At 73.9% G+C, this 23,108-nt stretch carries 17 protein-coding genes; 9 read left to right on the top strand and 8 right to left on the bottom strand.

All coding sequences use genetic code 11. From position 1 onward, the window contains the following. The first annotated feature begins 43 nt into the window (after positions 1-43). From ACZ402_RS04105 to ACZ402_RS04085, 5 genes are all read left to right on the top strand, one after another. Entirely contained in the window at positions 44-1,168 is a 1,125-nt protein-coding gene (locus ACZ402_RS04105) for a carbohydrate ABC transporter permease (RefSeq protein ID WP_375824159.1), read from the top strand. Then, complete coding sequence (locus tag ACZ402_RS04100; RefSeq protein ID WP_375824158.1) at positions 1,165-2,085, top strand: carbohydrate ABC transporter permease; 921 nt, start codon at positions 1,165-1,167, stop codon at positions 2,083-2,085. The genes ACZ402_RS04105 and ACZ402_RS04100 overlap by 4 nt, the downstream gene beginning before the upstream one ends. Before the next feature lie 139 nt (positions 2,086-2,224). After that, positions 2,225-3,760, top strand: coding sequence for a glycoside hydrolase family 1 protein (locus tag ACZ402_RS04095; RefSeq protein WP_375824157.1), 1,536 nt, complete (start codon positions 2,225-2,227; stop codon positions 3,758-3,760). A gap of 55 nt (positions 3,761-3,815) precedes the next feature. Further along, positions 3,816-4,832 (top strand): LacI family DNA-binding transcriptional regulator, encoded by a 1,017-nt coding sequence (locus ACZ402_RS04090; protein WP_375824156.1) that lies wholly within the window; start codon positions 3,816-3,818, stop codon positions 4,830-4,832. A gap of 80 nt (positions 4,833-4,912) precedes the next feature. Further along, positions 4,913-6,103 carry a DNA glycosylase AlkZ-like family protein gene (locus ACZ402_RS04085; protein ID WP_375824155.1) on the top strand — a complete coding sequence of 397 codons (1,191 nt, stop codon included), beginning with the start codon at positions 4,913-4,915 and terminating at the stop codon, positions 6,101-6,103. A gap of 132 nt (positions 6,104-6,235) precedes the next feature. On the opposite strand, the gene ACZ402_RS04080 is transcribed toward ACZ402_RS04085, so the two are convergent. Then, entirely contained in the window at positions 6,236-9,844 is a 3,609-nt protein-coding gene (locus ACZ402_RS04080; RefSeq protein WP_375824154.1) for a proline dehydrogenase family protein, read from the bottom strand. A gap of 53 nt (positions 9,845-9,897) precedes the next feature. On the opposite strand from ACZ402_RS04080, the gene ACZ402_RS04075 reads away from it, so the two are divergent. From ACZ402_RS04075 to ACZ402_RS04065, 3 genes are all read left to right on the top strand, one after another. Beyond that, on the top strand, positions 9,898-10,647 hold the full coding sequence (locus tag ACZ402_RS04075) for a helix-turn-helix transcriptional regulator (RefSeq protein ID WP_375824153.1): 750 nt from the start codon (positions 9,898-9,900) through the stop codon (positions 10,645-10,647). 136 nt (positions 10,648-10,783) lie between these two features. Then, complete coding sequence (locus tag ACZ402_RS04070) at positions 10,784-11,590, top strand: aldo/keto reductase (RefSeq protein WP_375824152.1); 807 nt, start codon at positions 10,784-10,786, stop codon at positions 11,588-11,590. A gap of 86 nt (positions 11,591-11,676) precedes the next feature. Beyond that, entirely contained in the window at positions 11,677-13,002 is a 1,326-nt protein-coding gene (locus tag ACZ402_RS04065) for a Glu/Leu/Phe/Val family dehydrogenase (protein ID WP_375824151.1), read from the top strand. An 84-nt stretch (positions 13,003-13,086) separates the two neighbouring features. Here ACZ402_RS04065 and ACZ402_RS04060 read toward each other — a convergent pair whose 3' ends face one another. The 3 genes from ACZ402_RS04060 to ACZ402_RS04050 form a co-directional block, all read right to left on the bottom strand. Further along, positions 13,087-13,911, bottom strand: a complete 825-nt coding sequence (locus tag ACZ402_RS04060; RefSeq protein ID WP_375824150.1) for a tryptophan-rich sensory protein — start codon at positions 13,909-13,911, stop codon at positions 13,087-13,089. 165 nt (positions 13,912-14,076) lie between these two features. Next, the gene (hemQ, locus tag ACZ402_RS04055; RefSeq protein WP_375824149.1) at positions 14,077-14,811 is read right to left on the bottom strand and encodes a hydrogen peroxide-dependent heme synthase; all 735 of its coding nucleotides are present in this window, start codon (positions 14,809-14,811) and stop codon (positions 14,077-14,079) included. Between the two features lie 53 nt (positions 14,812-14,864). Then, on the bottom strand, positions 14,865-16,094 hold the full coding sequence (locus ACZ402_RS04050) for a ferrochelatase (RefSeq protein WP_375824148.1): 1,230 nt from the start codon (positions 16,092-16,094) through the stop codon (positions 14,865-14,867). A 204-nt stretch (positions 16,095-16,298) separates the two neighbouring features. Between ACZ402_RS04050 and ACZ402_RS04045 the strand changes: the two genes are divergently transcribed. Next, positions 16,299-17,330, top strand: coding sequence for a DUF2804 domain-containing protein (locus tag ACZ402_RS04045; protein WP_375824147.1), 1,032 nt, complete (start codon positions 16,299-16,301; stop codon positions 17,328-17,330). Positions 17,331-17,460: 130 nt separating this feature from the next. On the opposite strand, the gene ACZ402_RS04040 is transcribed toward ACZ402_RS04045, so the two are convergent. The 4 genes from ACZ402_RS04040 to ACZ402_RS04025 form a co-directional block, all read right to left on the bottom strand. After that, complete coding sequence (locus ACZ402_RS04040; RefSeq protein WP_375824146.1) at positions 17,461-18,534, bottom strand: carbohydrate ABC transporter permease; 1,074 nt, start codon at positions 18,532-18,534, stop codon at positions 17,461-17,463. Beyond that, positions 18,531-19,496 (bottom strand): carbohydrate ABC transporter permease, encoded by a 966-nt coding sequence (locus tag ACZ402_RS04035; protein ID WP_375824144.1) that lies wholly within the window; start codon positions 19,494-19,496, stop codon positions 18,531-18,533. The genes ACZ402_RS04040 and ACZ402_RS04035 overlap by 4 nt, the downstream gene beginning before the upstream one ends. A 158-nt stretch (positions 19,497-19,654) precedes the next feature. After that, positions 19,655-21,055 (bottom strand): ABC transporter substrate-binding protein, encoded by a 1,401-nt coding sequence (locus tag ACZ402_RS04030; protein WP_375824143.1) that lies wholly within the window; start codon positions 21,053-21,055, stop codon positions 19,655-19,657. A 123-nt stretch (positions 21,056-21,178) separates the two neighbouring features. Further along, complete coding sequence (locus ACZ402_RS04025) at positions 21,179-22,876, bottom strand: glycoside hydrolase family 13 protein (protein WP_375824317.1); 1,698 nt, start codon at positions 22,874-22,876, stop codon at positions 21,179-21,181. Positions 22,877-23,108 lie beyond the last annotated feature (232 nt).

Genomic DNA, 23,108 nt, shown 5'->3' with positions numbered 1-23,108 from the left:
ACCCGACCGCCACCCGCAGTCACCAGCAGCCCAGGAATCCCACATGGCCGTCCTCTCGCCCACCCAGCCCTCCCCGGGGCTCAGCGGGCCGACGCCGCGCACGCCGCGACGCGTCGGCTTCTCCCAGCGCCTGAGCCGCTGGGACGTCAAGGTCTCGCCCTACCTCTACATCTCGCCCTTCTTCATCCTGTTCGCGATCACGGGTCTCTTCCCGCTCGTGTACACGGCCGTGGTGTCGGTCTACGACTGGAACCTGCTCGGCGGCCAGGGCGACTTCGTCGGCCTCCAGAACTACACGGACGTCCTCGCGCAGCCGACGTTCTGGAAGTCGCTGCGCAACACCGTCTCGATCTTCGTCCTGTCGTCCGTGCCGCAGGTGATCGCCGCCATCGCGATCGCCGCGCTGCTCGACCAGAACCTCCGTGCCGCGACCTTCTGGCGCATGGGCGTCCTGCTCCCGTACGTCGTCGCGCCCGTCGCGGTCTCGATGATCTTCGGCCGCCTCTTCGCCGACCAGTACGGCCTCATCAACGAGCTCCTGGGCTTGGTCGGCATCGAGCCGATCCGCTGGCACGCGGACGCGCTCGCGAGCCACGTCGCCATCGCGTCGATGGTGAACTTCCGCTGGACCGGGTACAACGCGCTGATCTTCCTCGCCGCGATGCAGGCCGTGCCGCGCGAGCTGTACGAGGCCGCGATCATCGACGGCGCCGGCCGCGTGCGCCAGTTCTTCTCGGTGACCGTCCCGCAGATCCGCGCGACGATCATCTTCGTCGTCATCACCTCGACGATCGGCGGCCTCCAGATCTTCGACGAGCCCCGCATGTTCGACGCGCAGGGCCTCGGCGGCGCCGACCGCCAGTGGATGACGACCGTGCTCTACCTCTACGACGTCGCGTGGGGCAACCAGAAGAACTTCGGTCGCGCGGCCGCGGTCGCCTGGCTGCTGTTCCTCCTCATCATCCTCGTCGGGATCGTCAACTTCCTCGTCACCCGGCGGATCGCCACGTCCAACGCCCAGCCGCGCCCGCCGCGGTGGGTCCGACGGCGTCGTGAGACCCAGAAGCGCCTGCGCGCCGAGGGTGCCATGTCCGCCCAGCGCTCGGCCCCGGGGGACCGGGCGCCCGCACCGACCGCCACCCGCACGACCGACCGGAGGAAGCGATGAGCTCCGTCCCCGTCATCGCCCAGACCGCCGGGCCGGGCGCGGCCCGCGCCGCCGCCCGACGCCGCGGCGCCGGGAAGAACGTCGGCGGCACCCAGCGCCGCCCCCGGTGGGTCACGTACACGATCCTCGGGGTCGTCCTGCTGGTGTCGATCTTCCCGCTGTACTTCACGCTGATCCTGGGCTCCTCCACGCCGGAGGAGATCTCGCGCAGCGCGCTGCCGCAGCTCCTGCCGGACGCGAGCCTGTTCGACCGGTTCGCCGAGGTCATCAGCTCGGACGCGATCAACTTCTGGAAGGCCGCCTGGAACTCGGTGGTCGTCGCGGTGCTCACGTCGCTGTCCGTCGTCCTCTTCTCGACGCTCGCGGGCTTCTCGTTCGCCAAGCTCCGGTTCCGCGGGCGCGGGCCGCTGCTCGTGTTCGTCATCGCGACGATGGCGGTCCCCACGCAGCTCGGCGTCATCCCGATGTACATCCTCATGTCGGACCTCGGGTGGATCGGCAAGCTCCAGGCCGTCATCGTGCCGGCGCTCGTCACCGCGTTCGGCGTCTTCTGGATGACGCAGTACCTCGGGGAGGCGCTGCCCTACGAGCTCATCGAGGCGGCCCGCGTCGACGGCGCGTCGATGTTCCGCACGTTCTGGTCGATCGCGCTCCCCGCGGCGCGTCCCGCCGCCGCGATGCTCGGTCTGTTCACGTTCGTGCAGCAGTGGACGAACTTCTTCTGGCCGTCGATCGTGCTCAACCAGAACAACCCGACGCTGCCTCTCGTGGTGCGGTCGCTCCAGTCGAACTTCTTCGTCGACTACTCGCTCGTCATGGCGGGGATCTTCCTCGTGACCCTGCCGCTGATCGTCATCTTCATCTTCACCGGCCGCCAGCTCGTGGCGGGCATCATGCAGGGCGCCGTCAAGGGCTGACGCCCGGCGCCACCGCGCGGCACCCGGTCGCGTGCCACCTCGACGTGGCGCGCGACCGGCCGTGCGGCCGACCGTCGCGCGGGCGGCCCACCGGCCCGCCCGCGTGCCACTCCTCGACCTCTCGAAGGACAATCGACCCATGACCAGCTTCGTCCCGTCCGTGCCCCTCCTCCCGAACCCGGCGACCGCGACCGGGCGCGTCGAGATGCCCCCGGGCTTCCTCTGGGGCGCCGCGACCGCCGCGTTCCAGATCGAGGGGGCCGGGCACACGGACGGTCGGACGGACTCGGTGTGGGACGCGTTCGCCCGCGTCCCGGGCGCCGTCGTGAACGGTGACGACGGCATGGTCGCGTGCGACCACTACCACCGCTACCGCGAGGACGTCGCGCTCATGCGCGACCTCCACCTCGGGACCTACCGGTTCTCGACGTCGTGGGCCCGCGTGCGTCCCGACGGCGGTGCCGTGAACCCGGCCGGGCTCGCGTTCTACGACCGCCTCGTCGACGAGCTGCTCGGCGCGGACATCCTCCCGTGGCTCACGCTCTACCACTGGGACCTGCCGCAGGCGCTCGAGGAGAAGGGCGGCTGGACGTCGCGCGACACGGCCTACCTCTTCGCGGAGTACGCGGTGACGATGCACGAGGCGCTGGGCGACCGCGTCGGCGTGTGGACGACGCTCAACGAGCCGTGGTGCTCCGCCTTCCTCGGGTACACGGCCGGCGTGCACGCCCCCGGGCGCCAGTCGCGCGAGGACGGCCTCGCCGCGGCGCACCACCTCCTGCTGGGCCACGGCCTCGCCGTCCAGGCGCTGCGCGAGCGCGCGCCCGAGGCGAACCTCGGCCTGACCCTGAACTTCACGGTCTCCGACCCGGTCGACCCGCAGGACCCGGCCGACGTCGACGCGGCACGCCGCATCGACGGGCAGTTCAACCGGATCTTCCTCGACCCCGTCTTCCACGGCGAGTACCCCGCGGACGTCCTGGAGGACGTCGCGCCCTACGGGCTGCTCGACCACGTCAAGGACGGCGACCTCGAGATCATCTCCACCCCGATCGACACGCTCGGGGTCAACTACTACAACGGCGGGGCGGTCTCGGGGCACCCGCTGCCCGTGACCGAGTCCGGCGGCGGGACGCGCCCCGAGGGCGTGCGCGACGAGCCCGCGGACGACGCGCCGGTCCGCGCGACGTCGTCCCCGTTCCCGGCCGCCGACGACGCGCACGACCGCTCGCGCGGGCTGCCCCGCACGGACATGGGCTGGGAGGTGCAGCCCGAGGGGCTGACGCGCCTGCTCACGCGTCTGCAGCAGGACTTCACCGGCCCGCGCGGCGTGGCGATGTACATCACGGAGAACGGCGCGGCCTACCCCGACCAGGTGGGCGAGGACGGCTCCGTGGACGACCAGGACCGGCTCGAGTTCATCGACGCGCACCTGCGGGCGACGCGCGACGCGATCGACGCCGGCGCGGACGTGCGCGGGTACTTCGCGTGGTCGCTCCTCGACAACTTCGAGTGGGCGCTCGGCTACACCAAGCGGTTCGGCATCGTCCGCGTCGACTACGAGACGCAGGAGCGCACGGTGAAGGCGAGCGGCGCCTGGTACGCGCAGGTCGCGCGCGACAACGCCCTGCCCGCGCGCGCGGCGTCCGCCGCGGACGCCACCGCCGGGGAGTGACGACACGGTGAGCGGGGCGGTGCGGTCGGCCGGGCGCGCGCGGGATACTGTCCTGATGAACAGCCTGCGCTCCGCGCCGACCCTGGACGAGGTGGCCCAGACGGCGGGCGTCTCGCGCTCGACAGCGTCGCGCGCGATCAACGGCGGCCTGCGCGTGTCGCCCGAGGCCCAGGCGGCGGTCGACGCCGCCGTCGCCCAGCTCGGCTACACGCCCAACCGGGCCGCCCGCTCCCTCGTGACGCGCCGCACCGACTCGATCGCCCTCGTGGTCCCCGAGCCGGACGAGCGCATCCTCACCGACCCGTTCCTCGCGGGCACGATGCGCGGCGTCAGCGCGGCGCTCGGTGGCACGGACCTGCAGCTCGTCCTGCTGTTCGCGCGTCCCGATGAGCAGCCGGGCCGCATCGTGCGGTACCTGAGCAGCGGGCACGTGGACGGCGCGATCGTCGCGTCGCACCACCGCGACGACGAGCTCGAGGAGGCGCTGCTCGCGGCCCGGCTGCCCGCCGTGTTCGTCGGGCGGCCGTTCCGCCCGACGCCCGACCTCCTCTACGTCGACGTCGACAACGTCGAGGGGGGCCGTCTCGCGGCGCGCCGGCTCGTCGAGGCGGGCCGGCGTCGCATCGCGACGATCGCCGGACCGCAGGACATGACCGCCGGCGTCGACCGGCTCACGGGCTGGCGCGAGGTGCTGCAGGGTGCCGGCCTGCCCGACGACGCGGTCGAGATCGGCGACTTCGCCGTCGCGGGCGGGGCCGCCGCGATGGAGCGCATCCTCGCGGCGCACCCGGACGTCGACGGGCTGTTCGTCGCCTCGGACCTCATGGCCGAGGGCGCGCTGCGCGTCCTCGCGGCGCACGGGCGCGACGTGCCGCGCGACGTGTCCGTCGTCGGGTTCGACAACCTCGCGACCGCGGCCTCGACGGTCCCGCCCCTCACCACGGTCCAGAACCCGATGGTCGAGATGGTGCGCGGTGCGACCGACCTCCTGCTCGAGCTCGTGGGGGGGCGCGGGGACGAGATCGCGTCGCAGGTCCTCTCCCCCGAGCTCGTCGAGCGCGACTCGGTCTGACCTCCGCTGGGCGGGGACGCGGCGAGGCGTGCCCGTGCCCGGGCTGCGGCGGCGTGGGTGGGCGACCGTAGCCTGAGGTCGTGAACCCGACCACGGTCTCGCGGACCGCCGTCCTCGCCGCGCGCTGGCACGCCCAGCAGCTCGACCGGGCGCCCGGCACGGCCGCCTCCCCCGCCGACGTCGCGGTGCTCGACCTGGGCGTGCAGGACACCGGCCCCGACGGCGCGGCCTGGGCGCTCGCCGTGCGCGGCGCCCCAGCCGCGCGGCCGGGCACCCTGCCGCCCGACCTCGCCCTCGCGTGGACGCTGCGCGGCGCGCCGCACGTGTACCGGCGCGCGGACCTCGGCGACGTCGCGGTCGCGACCGCCCCGCTCTCGGAGGCCGACGCCGCGAAGCGCGTCTTCGACGCGAGCAAGCCCCTGCGCGCAGCGGGCGTCGCGGTGCTCGACGCGCTGCGCACCGAGGCGCGGCTCGAGCGCGAGCTCGTCGTCGACCCGACCGTCAAGGGCGACCTGTCGTCACGGCTGTCGCCGCGACTCCCCGAGCCGCACCTGCGCTGGTGCCGGTCGTGCGGCGCGACCCACAGCTACGAGCAGACGTTCCGCCTCGCGGCGCTCCAGGCGGGGCTCGAGCTCGAGCCCGGCACGTCGCCGCCGGTGCTGCGGCGGGTACCGGGCCTCGACCCGCCGCTCTACGGTCGGCTCGGGGTCGAGGCCGAGCCGCGGCTCGACGTCGTGCGCGGCTACCTGCGCTTCTTCCCCGCCGCGAGCGTCCAGGACGTCGCCGGGTTCCTCGACGCGCCGGTCAAGGACGTGCGAGGCCGCTGGCCCGACGACGCGGTGCGCGTCGACGTCCCCGACGCGGACCCGGGCGCGCGCCCGGTCGACCGCTGGGCGCTGGCCGACGACGTCGAGCAGCTCGCGGGGGCCGCGGCGCGGCTCCGGGACGCCCGCGCGGGGGCCGGCACCCCCGTCGTCCGGCTCGTGGGCCCGTACGACCTCTACCTCCAGCTCCGCGACCGCGCCACGCTCGTGCCCGACGCGGCGCGCGCCAAGGACCTGTGGCGCGTGCTCGGACGGCCCGGAGCCGTGCTCGCCGACGGCGAGGTCGTCGGGACCTGGCGGCCGCGCGCGTCGGGGCGGCGGCTCACGGTGCTCACGGACCCGTGGGTCTCGTGGGACGCCGGGCTCGCGGACGCCGTCGGCGAGCAGGCCGAGCGCCTGCGCGCCTTCCGCGACGCGGCCTCGGTCACCGTCGCCCCGCCCGGCTGACCGAGCACCCTGGTCACGCGACGGAGAGGCCCGGTCCGCCGAGGGTGAGGCCCGGCCCGCTCAGGTAGAGGGCTGGTCCGTCGGGCGAGAGGCCCGTCGTACCGGGCCCCCTCGCTCGGCGTCGACACAGGCTCAGCCCTTGACGTGGCCGTACCGGTGCGTGGTGCGGCTGACGGCCTGCTCGTGGACGACCGTGAGCAGCTCGCGGCGTCCGCTCGCGACGACGGGGTGGTCCAGGACCGTCACCTCGCCGACGCGCTCGGCGGCGGCCTCGTGCAGCCCGGGCGCCGACCCGACGACGCGGACGCGACCCCGGACCGCGCCCGACGCGACGCGGTGCGCGAACTCCTCGTGGCTCACCGCGGCGTCCCCGGACGACGGCACGACCACCGCCGGCACGCCCGCCGTCCGCGCGGCGTGCAGCACGCGCTCGACCTCGACCGGCAGGGCGTCCGCGCCGGCGCGCACGGTGAGCACGTCGACCGGCCGGTAGCGGAGGACGTTCGACTCGGCGCGCAGGCCCGACGGGTCGTGCTCGACGGAGAACTCCTGCTCCCACCAGCGCGCGTCGTCGTCCCGCGCCCACGCGAGCCACGCCTCGGGCGCGGTGTCGCGCGCGGGCGGCGCGGTCTCCCCCACCGGGCCCGACGCCGCCCCGTCCGTGACCGAGGTCTCCTCGCCCGGCGCGTCGCTCCAGCGCCCGAGCTGTGCGACGTAGCTCGGCCCGCCCGCCTTGGCGCCCGGCCCGACGGCCGACTGCTTCCAGCCGCCGAACGACTGCCGCTGCACGATCGCGCCGGTGATGTGCCGGTTGACGTAGGCGTTGCCGACCTGGACGGCGTCGAGCCACCGCGCGACCTCGGCGTCGTCGAGGCTGTGGATCCCGCCGGTGAGACCGAACGGGACGGCGTTCTGCAGCGCGATCGCCTCGTCGAGCGTCGCGGCGGTCATGATCCCGAGGACGGGGCCGAAGTACTCGGTGAGGTGGAACGGCGACCCGGGCGCGACGCCCTCCTTGAGGCCGGGCGTCCAGAGGCGGCCCTCCAGGTCCGGCCCGCCGTCCAGCTGTCGGGGCCGCACGAGCCACGACTCTCCGGGCTCGAGCGTCGTCAGGGCGTGCAGGAGCTTGCCGGACGCGGGCTCGGTGAGCGGCCCCATGGTCGTCGAGACGTCCGTCGCAGGCCCGACCGCGAGGGAACGCACCGCGTCCACGAGCTGGCGGCGCACTCGGCGCCCGGTCTCGGTCCGCGGGTCGCCGGCCGACCCCACGAGGATCGCGAGCGACGCGGCCGAGCACTTCTGCCCCGCGTGCCCGAACGCCGAGCGCACGAGGTCCGCGACGGCGAGGTCGAGGTCCGCCGACGGTGTGATGACGAGCGCGTTCTTGCCCGACGTCTCGGCGAGCACGGGGCGCGACGGCTTCCACCGCGCGAAGAGCTGCGCGGTCTCGATCGAGCCCGTGAGCACGACGCGCGCGACGTCGTCGTGCGTGACGAGGCGCGTGCCGAGCTCGTCGTCGGGGACGCGGACGTACTGCACGACGTCGGTCACCGAGCCGGCGTCCAGGCCCGCGAAGTCCCCCGGCGCCGCCGCGACGGCGTCGCGCAGGCCCGCGTGGATCGCCTCGGCCGCCACCTCGAGGCAGCGCGGCGTCGGCGGCGCGGGCTTGGCGAGCACGGCGGACCCGGCCGCGAGCGCCGCGAGGACGCCGCCGACGGGGATCGCGACGGGGAAGTTCCAGGGTGGGGTGACGAGCGTGACGCCGTCGGGCGTGAACCGCGCGCCCGGGACGTGCTCCAGGTCCTCGGCCGACCGCGCGTAGTAGTTCGCGAAGTCGACGGCCTCGCTCACCTCGGGGTCGGCCTCGGCGACGGTCTTGCCCGGCTCGTGCACCATCGCGGTGACGAGGTCGGTGCGCGCCTCCTCGAGCCGCCGGGCGACGGCGCGCAGCGCAGCCGCGCGGGCGGTCGGGGCGACCCTCGACCACGCCGCGGTCGCGCGCACGGCGGTCGCGACGGCGTCGTCCACCTGCGCGACGGAGGTGAGCGGGGACGTGCGGACGGGCACGTACCCGGACTCGGGCCCGGTCACGTGCCGCGCCCACTCACGCGCGGCGACGACGGCGGGGTCGGTGTCGGCCGCGTTCACGAACCCGCCGAACCCGGGGTTACGGGTGGGTTCGTCGCCGTGATGGCCGACAACCCCGGGTTCGGCGGGTGGGTGCGGTCCGGCGGCGGTCGGGGTGGCCGCGCGCGGGCGGCGGCGCGGTGTCACGTCGGCATCCTCGTAGTGCACGCCGTGGCGCACGGATGCGCGGAACGCGGCCTCCTGGCGCTCCATCGGGCTGCCCGCGGGGGCGCCGCCGTCCGCGAACATGGCGTGCAGGAAGTTCTGCTCGGCCGCGTTCTCCTCCAGGCGGCGCACGAGGTAGGAGATCGCGACGTCGAAGTCCTCGTCGCGCACGACGGGCGTGTACAGCACGACGCGCCCGCCGCGCCCCGCGTGCGGACCGGTCTCGACGCGGTCGGCCGCGACCTCGTCGCGCACGGCGCGCGCCTCGCCGGGGGCCATGCCCTGCAGCATCTCGACGTCGAGCGCGTGGCTCACGCCGCGGGCCCGGCCGAGCAGCACGGCGAGCGCGACGTGGAACAGGTTGTGGCTCGCGACGCCGATGCGCACGGCGTCGGTGCGGGGCGCGCGCAGTGCGTGGTCGAGCAGGCGGACGTAGTTCGCGTCGACGTCGGGCTTGGTCGGGTACGGCGCCTGCGGCCAGCCGTGCAGCTCGGCCTCGACGGCCTCCATCGCGAGGTTCGCGCCCTTGACGAGGCGGACCTTGATCGGCGCGCCGCCGGCGGCGACGCGCTCGGTCGCGAACCGGGTGAGCCCGTCGAGCGCGCCGAGCGCGTCGGGCAGGTACGCCTGGAGCACGATCCCGGCCTCGAGGTCGTGCAGGTCGTCGTGCGCGAGGATCTCGCGGAACACCGCGGTCGTCAGCGCGAGGTCCTTGTACTCCTCCATGTCGAGGTTGAGGAAGACGCCGTGGTCGCGCGCCGCCCGGTACAGCGGCAGGAGCCGCGCGACGACGCGCGCGCACGACCCGTCGAGGTCCCACGTGACGAGCTGCGACGCGACGGACGACACCTTGACCGACACGTAGTCCACGTCCGGGCGACGCACGAGCGCGAGCGTGCGCTCGAGCCGCGCGTCAGCTTCGGCCTCGCCGAGCACCGCCTCGCCGAGGAGGTTGACGTTGAGCGCGTAGCCCTCCGCGCGGGTCCGGGCGAGGTGCGGGCCGAGGCCGCTCCCGGCGTCGGCCACGAGGTGGCCCACGAGCTGGCGCAGCCGGACGCGCGCCGCCGGCACGACGACGCGCGGCAGCACCGGCGCGACGCCCGCCCCGACGCGCAGGAGCGTCCGGTCGACCGGCCCGAGGAACGATCCCGCGCTCCCGGCGAGCTCGCCGAGGCGGCCGAGCGCCCGCGCGGCGACGTGCACGTCCTGAGGGCGCGCGACGTCGTCGACGAACCGGACGGCGAGCTCGAGGCCCGTGGGGTCGGAGACGAGCGCGCCGAGCCGTTCGGCGGTCTTCCGGGCGCGGGCGTCACCGGCGCCCTCGCTGGCGGCGAGCCAGCGATCGGCCAGGGCGACGGCCTCCTCGACGAGGTCTTCCGGGGAGGTGAGGGTCGTGTCGCCGACGGCTCCGGGGGTGGGGAGCGGCCGGGCGGGCGCGTCGTTGCTCATCCCTCCAGGGTGCCTCGGGTCGTGGTGGCTCGTCTTGTACGATCCGGGGCGACATGGCACCCGTCCGCGACAACCTGTGGCCCGAGGGCGCGGCGCTGCTCGCCGCGCTCAGCCCCGCCATGGTCGCGCTCATGGACGAGCTGCCGGACACGATGTTCTGCGCCAAGGACGTCACGGGCCGGTACGTCGCGGTCAACCCGGTGTTCGTCGCGCGGACCAACGAGCGGTCGCGCCGCGCGGTGCTGGGGCGGCGGGCCCGGGACCTGTTCGTGCCGCAGCTCGCCGAGCGCTACGAGCAGCAGGACGCCGAGGTGCTGCGCGGGCGCGCGCTGCGCGGCGAGCTCGAGCGCATCCGTCGGCTCGGCGGCACGTCGGGCTGGTTCCTCACGTCCAAGCTCCCCGTGCACGACGACGTCGGACACCTCGTGGGGATCGTCTCGGTCTCGCACGACCTGCGCGCGGGCGCGGCCGACGACGCGACGATGGACTCCCTCGCCGCGCTCGTCGCCGCTGTCGAGGCCGACCTCGGGGCGCGCTGGACGACGGCGCGGCTCGCCGAGGCGGCCGGGTCCACGCCCGCGGTGCTCGACCGGCGCGTGCGGCGCGTGTACGGCGTGACGCCGCGCCAGCTCGTGCTGCGCACCCGGGTCGACCACGCGACGCGCCTGCTCGCCGGGAGCACCGTCTCGATCGGCGAGATCGCGGCGGAGAGCGGCTTCTACGACCAGCCGTCGTTCACGCGCACGTTCGCCCGCCTCGCCGGCGAGACCCCGTCCCAGTACCGCCGCCGCACGCGCCGCTGACCGCCCGCGCCCTGCCGCCGAACCCTGGTTCGCTCCTCACCGTCTGCCGGTTCTGGGGAGAGATCCAGGGTTCGGCGAGGACCTGGTGGGGGCCGCGCGGTGGCGAGAGGCGGCGTCGGGCGCGGAGACTGGCGGCATGACCTCCTCCGGCTCCTCCCCCGGCCCTGTCCCGACCGTCGACCTGCCCGGCGGGGCGATGCCGCTGCTCGGGCTCGGCACGTGGCAGTCCGAGGGCGACGACGCGTACCGCGCCGTGCGCCACGCGCTCGACGTGGGATACCGGCACGTCGACACCGCGACGGGCTACGGCAACGAGGCGCAGGTCGGGCGCGCGCTCGCCGACTCGTCGGTGGACCGCGCCGACGTGTTCGTCACGACCAAGCTTCCGCCGGACGCCGCGGGGCGCGAGCGCGAGACGCTCGAGGCGTCGCTGCGCGACCTCGGCACGGACCACGTGGACCTGTGGCTCATCCACTGGCCGCCGGCGGGCGAGGCGTCGCCGTGGGTCTGGGAGCGGTTCGTCGAGCTGCGGAACGAGGGCAAGGTGCGGTCGATCGGGGTGAGCAACTACTCGGTCGAGCAGGTCGACGTCCTGTCCGACCAGGTCGGCGAGACGCCCGCCGTCGACCAGATCCCGTGGAGCCCCGCGGACTACGACCACCACCTCGCGCACGAGCTCGCGCAGCGCGGCGTCGTGCTCGAGGGGTACAGCCCGTTCAAGCGCACCGACCTCGACGCGCCGGTGCTCGCCGAGGTCGCGGCCGCGCACGGCGTCACGCCCACGCAGGTCGTGCTGCGCTGGCACCTCGACCACGGGTTCGTCGTCATCCCCAAGTCCGTGACGCCGGAGCGCATCGAGGCGAACTTCCAGGTGACCGGGTTCACCCTCTCCGCGGACGAGCTCGCGGCGATCGACGCGCTGGGGCACCGCCGGGGCGTGTGAGCGGCGAGCGCTCGCGCCGGGGGTAGCGTGACCCTCGGTGCCGCACACCCCCGCGGCACCGAGGAGAACCTCGAACCGGAGGAACCGTGACGACGACGTCCGTGCCGCCCACCCTCACGAGCGGCGATACCACCACCCCGCACCACCCCGCCCCGACCCCGCAGACGACCCCCGCCTCTGCCCTCGACACCGCGCACGCGCAGCTCGCCGGCGCGGTCGGCTTCCTCGGCTACGACGACGGCCTGCACGAGATGCTCGCGACGCCGCGGCGCGAGGTGAACGTCGCCGTCCCGCTGCGGCGCGATGACGGCCGCACCGTCCTCTTCCACGGCTACCGCGTGCAGCACAACGTCTCGCGCGGTCCCGGCAAGGGCGGGCTGCGCTACTCCCCGAGCGTCGACATCGACGAGGTCCGCGCGCTCGCCATGTGGATGACGTGGAAGTGCGCGCTCGTCGACCTGCCGTACGGCGGGGCGAAGGGCGGCGTCGCGATCGACCCGCGCTGCTACTCCGAGGCCGAGCTCGAGCGCGTCACGCGCCGCTACACGTCGGAGATCATGCCGGTCATCGGCCCGGAGCGGGACATCATGGCGCCCGACATGGGCACGAGCGAGCAGACCATGGCGTGGGTCATGGACACCTACTCGGTGAACCAGGGCTACACGATCCCGGCCGTCGTGACGGGCAAGCCGATCACCGTGGGCGGGTCGCTCGGCCGCACGACGGCGACCAGCGCGGGCGTCGTGCACGTCACCGCCGCGGCGCTCGACGAGGCGGGCGTGCCGCTGTCCGACGTGAGCGTCGCGATCCAGGGCTTCGGCAAGGTCGGGTCGCACGCCGCCGCGATCTTCGCGGCGCGCGGGGCGCGCGTCGTCGCGGTGTCCGACCAGTACGGGGGCGTGCACGACCCGGACGGGCTGGACGTCCGTTCGCTGCTCGAGCACGTCGCCGCGACCGGCAGCGTGGTGGGGTTCGACCGCGCCGACCCGGTCGACAACGACGCGCTGCTCGCGCTCGACGTCGACGTGCTCGTCCCGGCCGCGGTGGAGGGCGTGCTCGACGGCGACACCGCGCGCACCGTGCGCGCCCGCTGGGTCGTCGAGGGCGCGAACGGTCCGACGACCGCCGAGGGCGACCGCGTCCTCACCAAGAACGGCGTGACCGTCGTGCCGGACGTGCTCGCGAACGCGGGCGGCGTCGTCGTGTCCTACTTCGAGTGGGTGCAGGCGAACCAGGCGTACTGGTGGACCGCGGAGGAGATCGGCGAGAAGCTCGAGCACCGCATGCTGCACGCGTACGAGGAGGTCGCGACCCTCGCGCGCCGCGAGGAGCTGAGCCTGCGCGACGCCGCGCTCGTCATCGGCGTGCAGCGCGTCGCCGAGGCGCACCAGATCCGCGGTCTCTACCCCTGACCCGCGAGGCTCGGCCCCGCCGAGCACGGGCTCCGCGACCGTCCTGGGCTCGATCCGGTCGTGACTCCCGTGCTCGGCGGGTGATCAGGCGCGCGCCGGGCGGGTCGCGGCGACGACCGCGGCGACGAGCGCGACCGCGGACGCACCGACGGCCGCCCAGGCCACGGTGGTGTCCACGAGCTCGCCCTGGAAGCGCCCGGCGGCGATCCACGCGAGACCCCAGGACATGGCGAGGCCGACGCCGAGGGCGACCGCGCGGCGACCGGCGGCGAACGCCGCCCACGCGACGGACAGCGCCGCCGCGAGCACGACGAGCACGAGCGACCAGCCCCTCGCGCCGAGGCCGAGCTCGCCGACGCCCGCGTCCGCGAGCGCCGCCGCGACGTTCGCGAGCGTCGCGACGCTGACCCAGCCGGTGTAGAGGCCCATGGTCCCGTCGAGCACGACGGCCTGCGCCGTCGACTCGGGTTGCCGGCGCACGAGCCGCACCACGACCACGGCGTCGACCGCGAGCAGCGCCGCGATGACGACCACGCTGAACGGGACCCACCCGGCCTGCACGACGCCGATCCACGCGGCGTTGAGGACCATGGAGACGAGGACCCACCACGCCGTCGCGCGCAGCCGCGGGCTCGTCGCGTGCCGCGGCAGCACCTGGTAGACCGCGAACGCGAAGAGACCGAGGTAGATCACGGACCAGATGCGGAACGCCGGGTTGTCGGGCGCCACGGGCGTCGCGGTCGAGGACAGCGCGCCTCCGGCGGTCTGCTCGACGGCCGTGCCGCCGAACGCGCCCGCGCCGTAGGCCGCAGCACCGGCGGCGACGAGCGAGCCGACGAGGACGACGACCTGACGGACGCGGTCGGAGGGCGCGGGGACGGCGCCCGCCGGGACGGCTGCGGTGGTCATGCTCCACCGTCGCATCGATCAGCATGCTGAGCATCTGGGGGAGCCCCGCAACGGACGAACCCGCTGCCCCGCCCCGCCGAGAACGACCCTGCGCGCCGCCGAACACGACTCTGGTGTCGTTATCCGAGGGATAACGACACCAGAGTCGTGTTCGGCGCCGTGGGGTCAGGACAAGGGCTGGCGGTCCGCCCAGGCCGTCAGCGTGGTGCGCGGGCCCGTGAAGAACGGGACCTCCTCGCGCACGTGGCGGCGGGCCTCCGTGGCGCGCAGCTCGCGCATGAGGTCGACGATGCGGTGCAGCTCGTCGGCCTCGAACGCGAGGATCCACTCGTAGTCGCCGAGCGCGAACGACGCGACCGTGTTGGCCCGCACATCCGGGTAGTCCTTCGCCGCGAGGCCGTGGTCGCGCAGCATGGTGCGGCGCTCCGCGTCGGGCAGCAGGTACCAGTCGTACGACCGCACGAACGGGTAGACGCTCAGGTAGTCGCGCGGCGCCTCGCCCGCGAGAAAGGCCGGCACGTGGCCGCGGTTGAACTCGGCGGGGCGGTGCAGCGCCACGTTCGACCACACGGGCTCGAGGTGCGCCCCGAGGCCGCTCGCGCGCAGGTGCTGGTAGGCGCGCTGCACCGACTCGACCGTCGGGCCGTGCCACCACACCATGAGGTCGGCGTCCGAGCGCAGCCCGGCGACGTCGTACCACCCGCGCACGACGAGGTCGCCGTCCGTCGCGGCCGGGTCGTCACCGCCCCCGACGGCGGTCAGCGCATCGGCCACGAGGCCCGCGCGCTCGTCCGCGTCGGCGGGCAGCGGCGCCGCCGTCGCGAAGACGGACCACATCGCGTAGCGGAGGGTGGTGTTGATCTGCTCGTGGTCCGCAGGGACGCGCGCGGCGTCGTTCATCGGGGGTTCCTCCCTGGTCGGTGCGGGTTCTTCGGCGTCGAGCTCAGCGGGGCTCAGCTGTGGAGGTCCGTGCTGCACAGCGCGGGGACGCCGCTCGGCTCGCCGTCGCGGCGCAGGCAGCAGCCGGGCGCGCACACCGACCGGAACGCCGGGAGGTCGCCGACGGTGGCCTCCTCGACGTCCTCCCCCCGTGCGAGGGCCGCGCGCTCGACGAGCAGGTCGATCAGGCCGCGCACGAACGGCTCGCGCGTGCCGACGGTCCCGGCGCGGACCGCGGTCATCCCGAGCCCCGTCGCGGTCTCCATCGCCTCGGTGTCGAGGTCGTAGGCGACCTCCATGTGGTCCGACACGAAGCCGATCGGCGAGAGCACGACGTCGCGGACGCCGTCCTGCGCGAGCGCCTCCAGGTGGTCGTTGACGTCGGGCTCGAGCCACGGCTGGCTCGGCGGGCCGGAGCGCGAGCAGTACGCGAGGTCCCACGCGACGTCGTGCCCGAGGCGCGCCGACACCTCGGCGGCGATCACGCGCGCGAGGTCGAGGTGCTGCTCCGAGTACGTCGCGTGCGAGACGCGCGACGCGGCCTCCATCGTGTCCGGGATGGAGTGCGTGACGAACACGAGGCGCGCGGCCGCGCCGTCGCCGCCCTTCTCCGCGAGCGCCGCGTACGCGTCGAGCACGGCGTCGACGTTCGCCTGCGCGAAGCCCGGGTGGTTGAAGTAGGAGCGCACCTTGTCGAACTGCACGCCGGTCGAGCCGTCGGGGCCGAGCTGGCCGCGCCCGTCGAGCACGACGGCGAGGTCCTCGCGGTACTGGCGGCACCCAGAGTACGACGAGTACGCCGACGTCACGAGCGCGACGGCGTTCTTCGCGCCCAGCGCCTCGAGCTCGTCGATCGCGTCGGTCGTGTACGGCTCCCAGTTGCGGTTGCCCCAGACGACCGGCAGCTCGACGCCGCGGCGCGCGAGCTCGGCCTCGAGGGCCGCCTTGAGCGCGAGGTTCTGCTCGTTGATGGGGCTCTTGCCGCCGAAGCCGTAGTAATGCTCGCCGACCTCCTCGAGGCGCGCGTCGGGGATGCCCTTGCCCGCGGTGACGTTGCGCAGGAACGGCACGACGTCCTCGGGCTTGTTCGGGCCGCCGAACGAGTAGAGCAGGAGCGCGTCGTAGGGGCTCAGGTCAGGGGTGGGACCGGCGTCGACGGCGCTCGCGGGGGCACCGGCAGGCTCAGCGGGCTGGGCGGCCCGGCCCGCGTCGGCAGCGACGTCCTGGGGGGAGAACGGGGGCATGCTCCCGATCATGGCACCTGCTCCGACCCCCGCCCGCCCGGAAGTCGACCGGAGGGACGTGACATTGACGGGACAGAGTGTCACCTCGTCAGGGCCCCTCGCCGCGGGCCCTAGAATCGGCCTCGCTCGCTCCTCGGGCCGGGCACCGGGCACCGTTGCCCGCCGCGCAGGACCGCCCGAGCCGTACCACGTGGAGGTGGAGCGGTGCCGCTCCCGGAGATCACCGAGCGCGTGCCGCTCACCCTGCCCGACGGCCTGCTCGACCGCCGCTCGATCGGCTGGGCGCGCCAGCCGCTCGTCGACACGTCCGGCGTCGCGCGGGACGGCCGCCGCCATGCGGGCCGGAACAAGCGCTGGGAGTACTGGGGCGTCGTCACCCCGACGCACGTCCTCGCGCTGACCGTCTCGTCGCTCGACTACGCGGCCGTGCACGAGGTGTGGGCGCTCGACCGGGAGTCGGGTCGCACGTGGGGCGCGGACGCGACCGTCGTGCCCGCGCGCGGTGTCGAGCTGCCCGGCTCGCTCGGTGACGGTCCCGCCCGGGCGCGGGCGAAGAACCTCGCGATCGACCTCGACGAGGTCGACGGCGGGACGCGCCTGCGCGCGCGGACCCGCGACGTCTCGTTCGACGTCGTCGCCGAGCTGCCGCCCGGGCACGAGCGGCTCGCCGTCGTCGTGCCGTGGAGCGACTCGCGCTTCCAGTACACGGTCAAGGACGTCGCGCGCCCGGCGCACGGCACGCTGTGGGTCGACGGCCGGACCGTCGACGTCCCGGCCGGGTCGTCGTGGGCGGTGCTCGACCACGGCCGGGGACGCTGGCCGTACGACGTCCGGTGGAACTGGGGCGCGGGCTCGGGCGAGAGCCACGGGCGGGTCGTCGGGATCCAGGTGGGCGGACGGTGGACCGTCGGCACGGGGTCGACCGAGAACGCGGTCCTCGTCGACGGGCGGCTCCACCACCTCCCCGACGAGCTCGTGTGGGACTACGACCTCGCCGACCCGCACCGGCCGTGGCGCGTCACCGGCGGCGGTCTCGACGCGACGTTCGAGCCCTTCCACACCAAGGTCACGCGGACGCACCTCGGCGTCGTCTCGTCGTCGACCGACCAGTGCTTCGGTCACTGGTCCGGCACGTTCACGCCACCCGCCGCGGGGGCCGTCGGCGACGCCGCACCGGAGCCGGTGCGGTTCGACGGCCTCGTCGGCTGGGCCGAGGAGGTCCACAACCGCTGGTGACCACCCGCCGCCGGCCCCCGCTCCCCCCTCCCCCCGATCGAACCCGACCCTGCTCGCGGTCGAGAACGACGTTGGTGTCGTTGTCCGCGGGATAACGACACCGACGTCGTGTTCGGCGGCGGACCGGAGGTCAGCCCTTGACCGCGCCGCCCAGGCCGGCGCCCTGGAGGAACATGCGCTGGAAGACGAGGAACAGGCCCACCGGGATGAGCGTCGAGATCGCGAGCGCCGCGAGGAACACGCCGAGGTCGGTCGACGCCTCGATGGACGGCAGGCGCACGGACAACGGCTGGATCGCCGGGTCCTTGAGGACCAGCAGCGGCCAGAGGAAGTCCTTCCAGGCCGCGATGACCGCGAACACCGAGACGACGCCGATGATCGGCTTGGACATCGGCAGCACGATCGACCAGAACAGCCGGTACGGCCCTGCGCCGTCCATGCGCGCAGCCTCGAACACCTCGCGCGGGAGGCTGTCGAAGAACCGCTGGACCAGCAGGACGTTGAACGCGCTCGCGCCCGCCGGCAGCCACACGGCCCAGAAGCTGTTGATGAGCGACCGGCCCAGCAGCGGAGGGTCGAGGATCGTCAGGTACAGCGGGACGAGCAGCACGATCGACGGGACGAACATCGTGGACAGGACGAGCGCCTGCACGACCTTCCCGTACCGGGGCCGCAGGACGGACAGCGCGTAGCCGCCCGTCGTCGCGACGAGGATCTGCGACGCCCACGACCCGACCGCGAGCCAGATCGTGTTGAGGAAGTACCGGCTGACCTGGACGTCGTTCCACGCCTTGTCGAGGTTGTCCCACGCGATGCCGTTCGGGAAGATCGCCATCGGCGTGCGCAGGATGTCCTGCGTCGGGGTGACGGCGTACTTGGCGAGCAGGAGCATCGGCCCGAGGCCCGCGACGACGAGGATCACGAGCAGCAGCACGTGCGTGCTCCCCATCCCCCATCGGATGGACGGGCGGCGCCAGTCCGCCTCGGAGAGCGCCCCGCGGTCCTCGACGCCGTCGAGCGCCTTGCGACGCCGCGAGCTCACCTTGCGACGCTCGGACTCGCGCCGGTTGCGGCTGGCCTCGGCGGCGCGGCGGGACGTGCCCGTGCCGTCTGTCGGGCCCGTCGGCGTGCTGTCGGCCGTCGCCGCGGAGTCCTGCGAGACGACGCCGATCTCGCTCGGGTTGTCGGTGGGCGAGAGAGTCATGACGTGCTCCAGGACCGGGTGAGCCGGAAGTAGAGGATCGAGAAGACGGCGAGGACGGCCGCGAGCATGATCGACAGCGCGGTCGCGGCCCCGTAGTCGCCGCCGAGGCTGTTCTGGAAGGCGTAGCGGTAGATGAGCAGCAGGATCGTGAGGGTCGCGTTGTTCGGCCCGCCGCCGGTGAACAGGTAGGGCTCGAGGAAGACCTGCGCGGTCCCGATGACCTGGAGGATGAGCGTGATGAACAGGACGCCGCGCAGCGCCGGGAGCGTCACGTGCCAGATCTTGCGCCACAGCCCTGCGCCGTCCACCTCGGACGCGTCGTAGAGCTCGGGCGGCACGCTCGTCAGGGCGGCGAGGTAGATGATGATCGTCCCGCCCGCACCGGCCCACGTGGCGGCGAGGACCAGCGAGGGCATCGCCGTCGACGCGTCCTGCAGCCACGGGTACGGGCCGAGGCCGACCCAGCCGAGGATCGTGTTGAACACGCCCGTCGGGCTGCCGTTGTAGAAGAACTTCCACAGCAGCACGGCGACGACCGGCGGCACGACGACCGGCAGGTACGCGAGCGCGGAGTACAGCCCGCGCGCCCGGCGGACCTCGCGCATGAGCACCGCGGCGACCAGCGGGATCGGGTACCCGAACAGCAGCGCGAGGAACGCGAAGTACAGCGTGTTCTTCACGGCCTTCCACAGGAGCGGGTCGTCCAGCACCTGACGGAAGTTGTCGAGCCCGACGAACGTCGGGTCGCTGACGAGGTTCGTCTCCTGGAAGCTCATGATCACCGCGCGCACGATGGGGAACCACGAGAAGACGCCGAAGATCAGGATGAGCGGCAGCAGGAAGACGAGGTTGCTCAGGCCGCCGCCGCGGAACCACGTCACGGGGCTGCGGCGTCGGCCGTCGCGGTCGGCCCGCGCGTGCGAGGCGGGTCCCCGTCGCGGCGGGGCGGTGGTGGCGGTCACGGGCGAACGTCCTTCGGTGCGGTGGGAGGTGCCCGACGACGCGAGGTGCGTCGCGCCGTCGGGCACCGGCGGGGTACGGGTCGGCCGGCAGGGGGCGCTGCCGGCCGACCCGGGTCTGCGGGTCGCGCGGCCCGTACGGACCGCGCGCCCTCGGGTCGTCAGCCCTGGTCGAGCAGGGCCTGCGCCTCGGTGTTCGCCTGCTCCAGCAGCGCGTCCACGTCGGCGTTCTCGTCCGTCAGGACGGCCTGGACGACCGGGTCGAGCAGGGCGTAGATCTCCTGCGTCTTCTGCGACGGCTCACCGACGAGCGGCAGGTCGAACATCGTGTCCGTGTAGCTCGTCATCTGGTCGAGCGGGACGTTGATGAAGTCCTTGATCCACTCCTGGTTCTGCTCGTACTGCTCCTGGGAGAACATCGGCAGGACCGGGGTGCCCACGGGCTGGTCGTTCGCGACGAGCGTCTCGGCGTCGGCGACGGCGCGCTTCTCGTCGACGAGCTTCCCGAGGTAGAAGAAGTCGATCCACTTGATCGCGGCCTCCTTCTTCGACTCGTCGACGTTCGCGGGCATCGCGGCGAGCGTGCCGCCGGTGAGGACGCCCGCGTCGTCGCCCTCGAGCGGGAGCGCCGCAAGACCGTAGGTGGCGGGGTCGATCGCGTTCGTCTGGACGAGAGAGGTGAAGACGTCCGAGCCCGAGGTGTACATCGCGACCTGGCCGGCGGCGAACGCCTGGTTCATGGTGCCCCAGTCGAGGAGGAAGTTGCTCCCGAGGGAGTTGTCCTCCCAGCGCATGGCCTTGAGCCACTCGAGCGCTTCCTTGGTGCCGTCGTTGGTGAGCGTGGAGGTGGCGGTGCCGTCCTCCGCGACCTCCTGCGTGCGGCCGCCGCGCGCGAACGTGTTGACGGTGAGCTGCCAGCCGCCCGTGTTGTTCTGCGACATCTGCATGTAGCCCGCGACGCCGGGGTTGGCGTCGGCGATCTTCTTCGCGTCCTCGCGGACCTCGTCCCACGTGGTCGGCGGCTGGTCGGGGTCGAGCCCGGCGGACTCGAAGAGCGCGCGGTTGTAGTGCAGGCCCACGCCGTACACGTTCTTCGCGGGGATCGCGTAGACGTGGCCGTCGGCGCCCGTCCCGGCCTCGATGATCGCCGGGTTGAACTTGTCGGCGTAGGGCAGGGTGCGGAACTGCTCGTCGAGGTCGGCGAGCTGGCCGTTCTCGACGAGCGTCTTCGCGTCGGTGAACGGGATCTCGAAGACGTCGGGCAGCGTGCCGCCGGCGAGCTGGGGGGCGAACGTCGTCGCCTTCCACTCGTACTCCTCCGGCACGATGTCGATGTCCGGGTTCGCGGCCTCGAACTCCTCGACCTGCGCGTTGAAGGCGTCGATCGCCTCCTGCTCGGAGCCCGGGAGGAGGGAGACCACCTTGAGGGTGACCTTCCCGTCGCCGTCGGTGCCGCTGCTCTCGTCGTCGCTGCCCGAGCCGCCGCTCGAGCACGCGGCGAGCGTGCTGATCGCGAGCGCCCCCGCGAGGGTGAAGGCGATCGCCTGACGTGTGGACTTCATCGTCACTCCTGTGTTCCGGTGGTGCTGGGTGGGTGTGCTGGGTGGGTGCTGGGTGTCCGGGCCGACCGGCTCGCGGCCCGGGGACTGGGGGCGGTCAGGCCTCGTGCCGGCCCGTGCGCGACGTCATGCGCGCAGCCAGACCGCGGTGTCGGGGGCGAGTCGCGTCGGTGGCTCCGACACGTCCGCCCCGTGCGGGGTGTCGCTGTGGAGGAGGACCTCGGCGTCCGCGGGCAGCGGCACGTCCTCGGCCCCGAGGTTGACGACGCACGTGACCGCGCCGTCACGGTCGTCGCCGCGGGTGTCCTCGCGGACGAAGGCGAGCACGTCGTCGCCGAGCGCGACCCCGCCCAGGGAGTCGAGCCAGCGGAACGCCTCGCCGTGCAGCGCGGGCTCCGCCCGTCGCGTCGCGAGGACGCGGCGGTAGAGCGCGAGCATCGACGTCTCGTCGTCGGCCTGCGCCTCGACGGACATCTCCCCCCAGCCCGCGGGCTGGGGCAGCCAGGGCCGCGCACCGCCGTCGGGCCCGAACCCGTGGCTCGTGCCGCCGCGCGTCCACGGCAGGGGGACGCGGCAGCCGTCGCGGCCGGGGTCGACTCCGTCGGAGCGGAAGTGCATGGGGTCCTGGATCGCGTCGAGCGGCAGGTCCTCGACCTCGGGCAGCCCGAGCTCGTCGCCCTGGTAGAGGTAGAGCGACCCCGGCAGCGCCGCGGAGAGCAGGGCCGCGGCTCGGGCCCGACGACGCCCGGTCTCCAGGTCCGTCGGCGTGCCGAAGCGCTTGGTCGCGAACGCGAACGAGCTGTCCTCGCGGCCGTAGCGCGTCACGGGGCGCGTCACGTCGTGGTTCGACAGCACCCACGTCGCGGGCGCGGCGACGGGAGCGTGCGCGTCGAGCGTCGTCTGGACCGACTCGCGCAGCGCCTTCGCGTCCCACGGGCGGGCCATGAAGTCGAAGTTGAACGCGGTGTGCATCTCGTCGGGGCGCAGGTACTGGGCGAACCGCGCGCGGTCCGCGAGCCACACCTCGCCCACGAGCACGCGCGGCTCCTCGTACGAGTCGGCGACGGCGCGCCAGCCCCGGTAGATGTCGTGCAGCTCGTCGCGGTCGACGTGCGGGTGCTCCCCCGGGCCGGGGTGGGCCGGGACCTCGGGCAGCGCCGGGTCCTTGACGAGCTGTGCCGCGGAGTCGATGCGGATCCCCGCGGCGCCGCGGTCGAACCAGAACCGCAGGATGTCCTCGTGCTCGCGGCGCACGTCCGGGTGGTTCCAGTTGAGGTCCGGCTGCTCGGGCGCGAACACGTGCAGGTACCACTCGCCGGGCGTGCCGTCGGGGTTCGTCGTGCGCGTCCACGTGCTGCCCTGGAACTCCGAGACCCAGCGCGTCGGGATCTCGGACCCGTCCTCGCCCTTGCCCGGGTGGAACCAGAAGCGCTCGCGCTCGGGCGACCCGGGGCCGGCGGCGAGGGCCGCCCGGAACCACTCGTGCTCGGACGAGACGTGGTTGGGGACGACGTCGATGATCGTGCGGATCCCGAGCTCGCGGGCCTCCGCGATGAGCCGCTCCGCCTCGGCCAGCGTGCCGAACTGGGGATCGATCGCGCGGTAGTCCGCGACGTCGTAGCCCCCGTCCGCGAGCGGGGACACGTACCAGGGGGTGAACCAGATCGCGTCGACGCCGAGGTCGCGCAGGTAGGTGAGGCGCTGGCGCACGCCCGCGAGGTCGCCCGTGCCGTCGCCGTTCCCGTCCGCGAAGCTGCGCACGTACACCTGGTAGATCACGGCGCTGCGCCACCAGTCGGGCGACGACGCCCCCGGCTCCCGCACCGCCTGCGCGCGGGTCGCGTCGGGGGTGGGTTCGCCGTCGGCGACTCGGGGGTGATCGTTGCTCACCGCGTCCTCTTCCGTGAGTTCGTGGGCTGCACGTGCCGGGGCCGTGCCTCGCCTGCTGCTGCGCACTGCGTCCGTTCCGACCGGGGGCTCCCGGGACGGCCGTCGTGCACCGGGTGCCGACCGCGCCGTCGTGGACGACTGTAACTAGGCGACAGGAAGCGCGCAA

Source organism: Cellulosimicrobium sp. NPDC030954 (assembly GCF_055571305.1).
Note: the sequence above shows the minus strand (reverse complement) of the source record. Positions and strands in the feature narration are given on the sequence as shown.